Genomic DNA, 8,174 nt, shown 5'->3' with positions numbered 1-8,174 from the left:
GATCAGGACAGGGGCGCGCGGGCTGACGACGCCGCCCGCGGCCGCGCCAGCCCGCGCGCCCCTGTCCTGATCCGCGCCCCGCACCGCCGCCATCGGCCGCGTCCGGGTGCCGCTCGGCCTGCATGCCGGGCTGCGTTTGCAGCCCGCCTTCATCCGCCATTCGCGTGACGCCCCGCCGCGGCCGGGCGTCCTGCGGCCACGGCTCGACCACGAGCCCCGATCACGATGGACCGTCCTCACCACCTCCGTGCGGCAGCTGCCGCCCCCTTCACCCTCGCGCTGCTGGCGCTGGCCGCGCGCAGCGTCTGTGCCCAGGAGGCCGAGCCCCGGCCGTCCAGCAGCGTGCTGCCCGAGATCGTCGTCAGCGCGCCTGCCGCCAGCGGCTACAAGGCCGAGCGCATCGAACTCGGCAAGCAGGCGCTGACCCCGCGCGAGACGCCGCAGTCGGTCTCGGTGCTGACGCGCCAGCAGATGGACGACCAGGACATGGCGACGATGACCGAGGCCATGCAGCAGCTCACCGGCGTCAGCGTGATCGCCAACGACACGATGAACAACCAGTACTACGTGCGCGGCTACACGCCGGGCGTGATGTACGACGGCGTGTCCTCGTACAACGGCTTCACGCCCTCGCACCAGTTCGACCTCGCGATCTACGAGCGCATCGAGCTGCTGCGCGGCCCGGCCGGGCTGCTGCGTGGTGTCGGTGAACCCGGCGGCGTCGTCAACCTGGTGAAAAAACGTGCGCTCGCCGAACCGGCTTTCGGCGCCGACCTCAGCGTCGGCTCCTGGAACGCGCTGCGCGCCACCGGCGACGCCACCGGCGCGCTCAACGCCGCGAAGACGCTGCGCGGCCGCGTCGTCGTCTCGCGCGAGAACCGCGACTACTTCTACGACCACACCCACGGCGACAAGTGGCTGGCGATGGGCGTGCTGGAGTGGGACCTGGCACCGGGCACGACGCTGTCGATCTCGCAGACCGGCCAGGACCACGACGTGCGTGCACCCTGGTCGGGCCTGCCGGCATCCAGCGTCGCCGACGCCAGCGGCCACTACCCGCTGCTGGACGTCTCGCCTGGCACCTTCAACGCGCCCGACTGGGGGCGCATGAGCTACCACACCGACGAGACCGCGGGCTGGATCGAACAGCGCCTAGCCGGTGGCTGGAAACTCAAGCTCGCGCTGAACCAGCGCCAGCAGCGCCAGTACTACAAGTACGCCTACACCTATTCCGGCGTCGACCCGGTCGCCGGTACGCTGGACTACGCCAGCTTCCGCGGCGACTACCACTACACGCGGGAAGGCGCCGACCTCAGCGCCAGCGGCCCATTCGAACTCTTGGGCCGCAAGCACGAGGCGCTGCTGGGTCTCGACGCCGAGCGTTACCTCAGTTCCGGCGTCTCCGGCCGTGGCACCACCTGGACCGGCGTCGTCTTCGGCGACCTGGACACGCTGGCCGAACCCGACATCGCCTATACCTCGGGCAGCGAAAGCCTGACGCACCAGCGCGGCTTGCTGGCGCAGCTGCGCTGGAGCCTGGCCGACACGCTGACGCTGGTCACCGGCGTGCGCGTCAGCGACTTCGCGCAGCGCAGCCGTTCGATCGCACCGTCCGCCCTCCGCGCCTGGAAAGACGGCGCCGAAGCCAACGGCGAGCCCTCCTACAACCTGGGCCTGGTCTACGAGCTGGACACGCGCTGGTCGCTGTACGGCAGCGTCGCCGACATCTTCGTGCCGCAGACCCAGTCCAAGCTCGACGGCGGCACGCTGGACCCGCGCGTCGGCCGCCAGCGCGAAGTCGGCGCCAAGGGCGACCTGTTCGAGGGCCGTCTCGGCGCCAGCCTGGCCTATTTCGATATCCGCGACACCGGTCGCGCCTACGCCGACCCGGACTCGCCGGCCGACAGCAGCTACTACCTCAACGCCGGCAAGGTGCAGAGCAAGGGCTGGGAGGCCGAGCTGAGCGGCCGGCCGCTGCCGCGGCTGGACCTGAGCGCCGGCTACACGCACGTGACGACGCGCTACCTGAAGGACCGGGTGAACACCGGCCTGGTCTACGCGATCGCCACGCCCAAGCACCAGCTCAAACTCTGGGGCAACTACCGCTTCGCGCCCGACACCGCGCTGCAGGGCTGGCAGCTCGGGCTGGGGCTGCAGGCGCAAAGCGCGGTGCAGAGCTCGCGCGGCTGGCGCGACGAGGTCGTCAACGGCGGCTGGGCGGTGCTCAACGCGCGTGTCGGCTACGAGATCTCGCCGCGCTGGCAGGCCAGCCTGCTGGTCGGCAACGTCTTCGACCGCCAGTACTACGCCTCGGTCGGCACGCCCAACATCTACAACTTCTACGGCGAGCCGCGCAGCCTGCAGCTCAGCCTGAAGGCGAGGTACTGAGATGGCGGGGAAACGACCGACCCCCATCGCGCTGCTCGCGCTGCTCGCGCTGCTCGCCGCCGTGGCCGGCAGCGTGGCCGCCGAGCCGGTGGCGATCGACTTCAGGCTCGCGGCCGCCGGCAAGCCCTTCGACTGCGCCGCCGAAGCGCGCCCGCTGGGGCGCGCGGCGACGCCGGTGCGGCTGCGCGACGCGCGGCTGTACCTGCACGGTTTTGCGCTGCTGAAGGCCGACGGCAGCGCCGTGCCGCTGCGGCTGGCGGACGACGACTGGCAGGCGCACGGCGTGGCGCTGATCGACTTCGAAGACGGCAGCGGCGGCTGCACCGGCGGCTCGGCCGGCGTGCACACGCGTGTGCTCGGCGACGCGCCGGCGGGCGACTACACGGGCCTGGCCTTCGTCGTCGGCGTGCCGCTGCAGGCGCTGGACGGGCAGGGGCGGCGCGTCGTGCTGAACCACTCCAACCCCGAGCTGGCGCCGCCGCCGCTGGACAGCCAGGCCATGGCCTGGAACTGGCAGGCCGGGCGCAAGTTCGTGAAGATCGAAGTGCTGCCCGAAGGCGGCGTGCGCCGCGCCGGCGACACGGTGCGGGTCTGGACCTTGCACCTGGGCTCCACCGGCTGCCAGGGCGACGTGCTCGCCGGCAGCGTCGCCTGCCGCCAGCCCAACCTCGTCACGGTGCGGCTCGACGGTTTCGACCCGGCGCGGCAGCAGGTCGAGCTGAACCTGGATGCGCTGGTCGCCGACGCCGACCTGGGCCGCGACGCCGGCGGCTCGGCCGGCTGCATGAGTGCACCCGACGACCCCGAGTGCCCGGCGCTGTTCGCCGCCTTCGGCCTGGCGCCGCGGCCCGGTGCGGCCGCGCCGGTGCAGCGCGTGTTCCGCGGGGTGGCACGATGAAGCGGCTGCTCCCGGCGCTGCTGCTGGCGGCGGCGGCGGTGCAGGCGCAGACCGAGGCGCCCTGGGTCTGGCGCCTGCCGCCCGACGTGCCGGCGCCGCGGGTGCCGGCCGACAACCCGATGTCGGCGGCCAAGGTCGAACTCGGCCGCCACCTGTTCTACGACCGGCGGCTGTCGGTCAACGGCACGCTGGCCTGCGCCGGCTGTCACGAGCAGCGCCGCGCCTTCACCGACGGCCGCGCGCTGGCCGTCGGCGCCACCGGCGAGAAGACCGGGCGCAACGCCCAGCAGCTGGCCAACGTCGCCTGGCACAGCACCTACACCTGGGCGAACCCGGCGCTGACGACGCTGGAGCGCCAGGTGCTGGTGCCGATCTTCGGCACCGACCCGGTGGAGATGGGCGTGGACGACGGCAACCGCGAGGCCATCCTCGGCCGGCTGCGCGCCGACCCGGCGGCGGTGGCGCGTTTTGCCGCCGCCTTCCCCGGCGAAGCGGCACCGCTGAACTTCGCCAACGTCGGCCGTGCGCTGGCGGCTTTCCAGCGCACGCTGATCAGCCTGGACTCGCGCTACGACCGCGCCCAGCGCGGCGAACTGCGGCTGACGGTGGCCGAGCGCCGCGGCCGCGACCTGTTCTTCGGCGAGAAGGCCGAGTGTTTTCATTGCCACTCGGGCTTCAACTTCAACGACCAGACGGTGCACGTGCGCAGCCGCGAGGCGGCCACGCCCTTCCACAACACCGGCCAGTACGACCTGGACGGCCGCGGCGCCTACCCGCTGGGCAACCGCGGCGTCTACGAGATCAGCGGCCGGCCCGAGGACATGGGCGCCTTCCGTGCACCCAGCCTGCGCAACGTCGCCGTCACCGCGCCCTACCTGCACGACGGCAGCCTGAAGACGCTGGCCGAGGTGGTGCGCACCTACGCCGCTGGCGGTCGGCTCACGCGCAGCGGGCCGCTGGCCGGCGACGGCCGGCGCAACCCGTACAAGAGCGAGCTGATCGGCAGCATCCGGCTGTCGCCGCGCGAGCAGGCCGACCTGGTCGCTTTCCTGAAGACGCTGACCGACGAGGCTTTCCTGCACGACCCGCGTTTTGCCGACCCGGCGGCTTCGGTGCCGCGGCCTGGCGAGCGCTGAACGCGCCTGCGGGGCTGGCCGGCGCTGCGGGCGCGCCAGAGCACCGGCTTCAGCCTGGCGCCCTGATGGCGCCGCCCAGACCGTGTGTTATCCCGCATAAATGACAGATCTGATCGAGTTGCGAATTCCTAAAATCATGGCGGCGTCGCGTCCGTGGCGCCGGAGCCGCGCCGACGCGCCCGTCTCCGACTTCGAACCGGATTGCCCATGCCGTCACTTCACGACCTTTCGATCCGTGGCCGCCTGTCGCTGCTGGCCTGCGTCGCGCTGGGTGCGGTCGTGGTGCTCGGCGCGCTGCTGCTGTGGACCGACCGCTTCCTGAGCGCCAACAGCCACACGGTGTTCGAATCCAAGGACATCGTCGCCGACATCCTGCCGCCGCCGCTGTACCTGGTCGATGCGCGGCTGACGATGTCGCGTGCACTCGAAGGCAGCTTGCCGGTGGCCCAGGCGCGCGCGCAGTTCGACGCCCAGCGCCGCGACTACGACGCGCGCGTCAAGGTCTGGCAGGAGCTGCCGCCGTCGCCGCTGAAGGACAGCCTGCTCGGCACGCAGCACGTCCAGGGTCTCAAGCTCATCGAGCGCCTGGACGAAGCGCTGCGATTGATGGAAAGCGATGGCCTGGCGGCGGCGCGCCCGCGGCTGGAGGCGATCGACGCCCAGTTCCTGCAGCACCAGGCCGGCGTGCTGGAAACCGTGAACATCGGCACCGAACGCGCCAATGCCGACATCGCGCGTTTCGACCGCACCGTGCGCCAGGTCGGCTGGGCCGCCTGGGCCATCGGCCTGTCGGCGCTGGTCCTGGTCCTGGCGCTGGCGCTGGCGATCGTGCGCTCCATCGTCGGGCCGCTGGACCGCGCCGTGCACCTGGCGCAGCGTGTCGCCGACGGTGACCTCGCCGCGCGCGAACGTTTCCCGGGCCGCAACGAGCTGAGCCAGCTCGGCCAGCACCTGCACGAGATGGTCGAGAGCCTGGCGCACCGCGTGCTGGCGGTGCGTGCCGGTGCCGAGCAGGTGGCCGTCGCCAGCCAGCAGATCGCCGGCGGCAACAGCGACCTCGCGCGCCGCACCGAAGCCCAGGCCGGCGCCATCCTTCAGGCCAGCGCAACCATGGGCCGGCTCGACGAGCGGGTGCGCGACAACCAGAACCAGTCCGGGGCCGCGCGCGACCTGGCCACCGAGGCGTCGGCGCTCGTCGGCCGCGGCGGCAGCACGATGCAGGGCGTGGTGCAGACCATGGACGAGATCGGCGACGCCTCGCGCCGTGTCAACGACATCATCGGCGTCATCGACGGCATCGCCTTCCAGACCAACATCCTGGCGCTGAACGCCGCGGTCGAGGCGGCGCGCGCCGGCGAGTCGGGCCGCGGCTTCGCCGTCGTCGCCGCCGAGGTGCGTGCGCTGGCGCAGCGCAGCAGCACCGCGGCCCAGGAGATCAAGCAGCTGATCGTCACCAGCCACGAGCGCATCGACCGCGGCCAGGCGCTGGTCGGCGAGGCCGGTGCGACGATCGCCCAGGTCGTCGAGGCCATGGCGCGGCTGAGTGCGCTGGTCTGCGGCATCAGCGACGCCAGCGTCGAGCAGAGCAGCGGCGTCGCCGAGGTCGTGACCGCCGTCTCGGCGATGGACCGCGACGTGCAGCAGAACGCCGCGATGGTCGAGCAGGCGGCACGCGCCGCGGCCAGCCTGCGCGACCAGTCGCAGCGCCTGCTCGAGCTGATGCAGGACCTGCGCGTGCCGGCCGCGGCCTGAAGCCTCAGAACCCGGCCAGCACCGCCTTGCCGCGGGCGCGGCCACTTTCCACCAGCGCGTGCGCGCGGCGCAGGGTCGTGGCCGCGATCGCGCCGACGTGCCGGCCCCGAGTCGTCGCCCGGGTGCCGGCGTCGAGGTCCTCGATCGGCAGTCCGGCCTGGCTGGAGCCGATGGTTTTCAGGCGCTCTCCTGTGCGGATGGAAAATCGACTTCGATCTTCCACACGAACGGGCGCATGGACCGAAGGGCAGCGTGGGCAGCAGCTACAACGACAGTTTGAAGGCGATCGCCCCGGGCGATCTGCAGTTCTTCGTGCGCGCGGCACGCGCCCCCAGCCTGTCGGCGGCGGCGCGTGAGCTGGGCCTGAGCCCGCAGGCGGCGAGCGCGGCGCTCAAACGCCTGGAGGCGGCGCTGGGTTTTCGCCTCTTCGTGCGCTCGACCCGCAGCCTGCGGCCGACACCCGAGGGCCTGGTCTTCCTCGACGCCTGCGAGCAGGGCCTGGGCCTGATCGTGCAGGCACGCGAACGCCTGGCCGCCGGGCGCGAGGCGCTGGCCGGGCGCATCCGGCTGTCGATGCCGTCGGACCTGGGGCGCAACGTCGTGCTCGGCTGGCTGCACGTGTTCCGCGAGCGCCATCCGGGTGTCGAGTTCGAACTGCAGCTGACCGACCGCATCGCCGGCCTGTACCGCGAGGCGGTCGACGTCGCGCTGCGCTACGGTGAGCCCAGCGACAGCCAGCTCGTCGCGCTGGCGCTGGCACCAGGCAACCGGCGCGTGCTCTGCGCCTCGCCGGCCTATCTGGCGCGCCACGGCCGGCCGGCGCATCCGGCCGAGCTGGCGCAGCACCGCTGCATCAGCTTTCGCCTGGCCGACCGGCCGCACGAACACTGGCGTTTCGAACGCGAAGGCCAGGCGCAGGTGGTCGCCGTCGCTGCGGCGCTGCGCTGCGACGACGGCGACGCGGTGCGGCGCCTGGCGCTGCTCGGCGAAGGCGTGGCCTACAAGTCGCGGCTGGACGTCGCCGACGACCTGCGCCGCGGCAGCCTGCTCGCGTTGTGCGAGGACTGGCAGGGCGAGCCGGCGCCGCTGTTCCTGGCCTGCGCCGACCGCAGCGTGCTGCGCCCTGCGGTGCAACGGCTGCGCGACTTCCTCGCCGAGCGGCTGGCGGCGCTGGCCTAGGGCCGGTCGCCGGCGGCCAGGCGCGCCTCGATGTCTTCGAGCACCGCCGGCAGCGCGGCGACGGTGTCGACAACGTAGTGCGGCCGTGCCGGCGCGAACTCCGCGGCGACACGTTGCCGCACCGCGTCGCGCTCCAGTTCGCCGGCGGCGAGGTATTCGTCCAGCGTCCAGCCGCAGGGGCTGCCCGACAGCGCCAGCCCCACGGTCCACATGCCGGCGTTGCGGCCTTCGTGCAGGCCGGGCAGCGTGTCGTCGACCTTGACGCAGTGCGCGACCGCGCCGATCGCCAGCTGCTGCACGTTGTCCAGCGCCATCCACGGCCCCGGGCGCGCGCCGGCCGGCAGGTCGTCGGCGCAGACCGTGCAGTCGGGCACGTAGCCCTGGGCGGCGGCCACCTCCATCAGCCGGTGCATCACCGCGCGCGGATAGCCGGTGGTGCTGCCGATCTTCAGGCCGCGCGCACGCAGCGTCTGCAGCGTGGCCAGCGCGCCGGGGATCAGCTCGCCGTGCTGGCCCACCCGTTCGACCTGCAGCGGCACGAAGCGGTGGTAGAGCGCGTCGACGTCCTCGTGCGACATCGTGCGGCCGAACTGCGCCTGCCAGCGGGCGCCGACCTCGGGGTCGCGGCCCAGCGCCTCGATGTGCTGCCACTTGCCCAGCCCCATCGGCCGGCGCGCCTCGGCCAGCGTGAGCTCGAAGTCGTAGGCGGTCTTAAAGGCGTCGACGAAGATCTGCGTCGGCGCGAACGAGCCGAAGTCGACGACGGTGCCGGCCCAGTCGAGGATCACGGCTTCGAGTTGTTGTCCCATGGCGTGGTTTGG

The 8,174-nt window shown here is 72.5% G+C and carries 6 protein-coding genes and 1 pseudogene; 5 read left to right on the top strand and 2 right to left on the bottom strand.

Features of this window, described 5'->3' with window-relative positions; genetic code table 11:
• Positions 1 to 225 precede the first annotated feature (225 nt).
• The 4 genes from CKO43_RS17735 (at position 226) to CKO43_RS17720 (ending at position 6,174) form a co-directional block, all read left to right on the top strand.
• Positions 226 to 2,388, top strand: coding sequence for a TonB-dependent siderophore receptor (locus CKO43_RS17735; protein ID WP_200379408.1), 2,163 nt, complete (start codon positions 226 to 228; stop codon positions 2,386 to 2,388).
• Position 2,389: 1 nt separating this feature from the next.
• The gene (locus CKO43_RS17730) at positions 2,390 to 3,286 is read left to right on the top strand and encodes an MbnP family copper-binding protein (protein WP_200379407.1); all 897 of its coding nucleotides are present in this window, start codon (positions 2,390 to 2,392) and stop codon (positions 3,284 to 3,286) included.
• On the top strand, positions 3,283 to 4,422 hold the full coding sequence (locus CKO43_RS17725; RefSeq protein ID WP_200379406.1) for a methanobactin export MATE transporter MbnM: 1,140 nt from the start codon (positions 3,283 to 3,285) through the stop codon (positions 4,420 to 4,422). Before CKO43_RS17730 ends, CKO43_RS17725 begins: the two co-directional genes overlap by 4 nt.
• Positions 4,423 to 4,629: 207 nt before the next feature.
• Positions 4,630 to 6,174 carry a methyl-accepting chemotaxis protein gene (locus tag CKO43_RS17720; RefSeq protein WP_200379405.1) on the top strand — a complete coding sequence of 515 codons (1,545 nt, stop codon included), beginning with the start codon at positions 4,630 to 4,632 and terminating at the stop codon, positions 6,172 to 6,174.
• Between the two features lie 4 nt (positions 6,175 to 6,178).
• On the opposite strand, the pseudogene CKO43_RS25865 reads toward CKO43_RS17720, so the two are convergent.
• A pseudogene (locus CKO43_RS25865) lies at positions 6,179 to 6,310 on the bottom strand (zinc-binding alcohol dehydrogenase family protein); the annotation flags it as partial.
• 116 nt (positions 6,311 to 6,426) lie between these two features.
• Between CKO43_RS25865 and CKO43_RS17710 the strand changes: the two are divergent.
• Complete coding sequence (locus CKO43_RS17710) at positions 6,427 to 7,353, top strand: LysR family transcriptional regulator (RefSeq protein WP_346728283.1); 927 nt, start codon at positions 6,427 to 6,429, stop codon at positions 7,351 to 7,353.
• Here the strand turns inward: CKO43_RS17710 and phnX are convergent.
• Positions 7,350 to 8,162, bottom strand: a complete 813-nt coding sequence (gene phnX / locus CKO43_RS17705) for a phosphonoacetaldehyde hydrolase (protein WP_200379403.1) — start codon at positions 8,160 to 8,162, stop codon at positions 7,350 to 7,352. The two genes, CKO43_RS17710 and phnX, sit on opposite strands and share 4 nt — an antisense overlap.
• Positions 8,163 to 8,174: the final 12 nt, after the last annotated feature.

This window comes from Rubrivivax gelatinosus (genome assembly GCF_016583785.1).
In the GTDB taxonomy this organism is placed as follows: Bacteria; Pseudomonadota; Gammaproteobacteria; order Burkholderiales; family Burkholderiaceae_C; genus Rubrivivax; species Rubrivivax gelatinosus_B.
This window is presented reverse-complemented; position numbering and strand designations above follow the sequence as displayed.

What these genes read in the sequence shown, in the direction of transcription:
- phnX (WP_200379403.1), bottom strand. Translation starts at nt 8,162, where the DNA reads ATGGGACAACAACTCGAAGCCGTGATCCTCGACTGGGCCGGCACCGTC.
- CKO43_RS17730 (WP_200379407.1), top strand. Translation starts at nt 2,390, where the DNA reads ATGGCGGGGAAACGACCGACCCCCATCGCGCTGCTCGCGCTGCTCGCG.
- CKO43_RS17735 (WP_200379408.1), top strand. Translation starts at nt 226, where the DNA reads ATGGACCGTCCTCACCACCTCCGTGCGGCAGCTGCCGCCCCCTTCACC.
- CKO43_RS17720 (WP_200379405.1), top strand. Translation starts at nt 4,630, where the DNA reads ATGCCGTCACTTCACGACCTTTCGATCCGTGGCCGCCTGTCGCTGCTG.
- CKO43_RS17725 (WP_200379406.1), top strand. Translation starts at nt 3,283, where the DNA reads ATGAAGCGGCTGCTCCCGGCGCTGCTGCTGGCGGCGGCGGCGGTGCAG.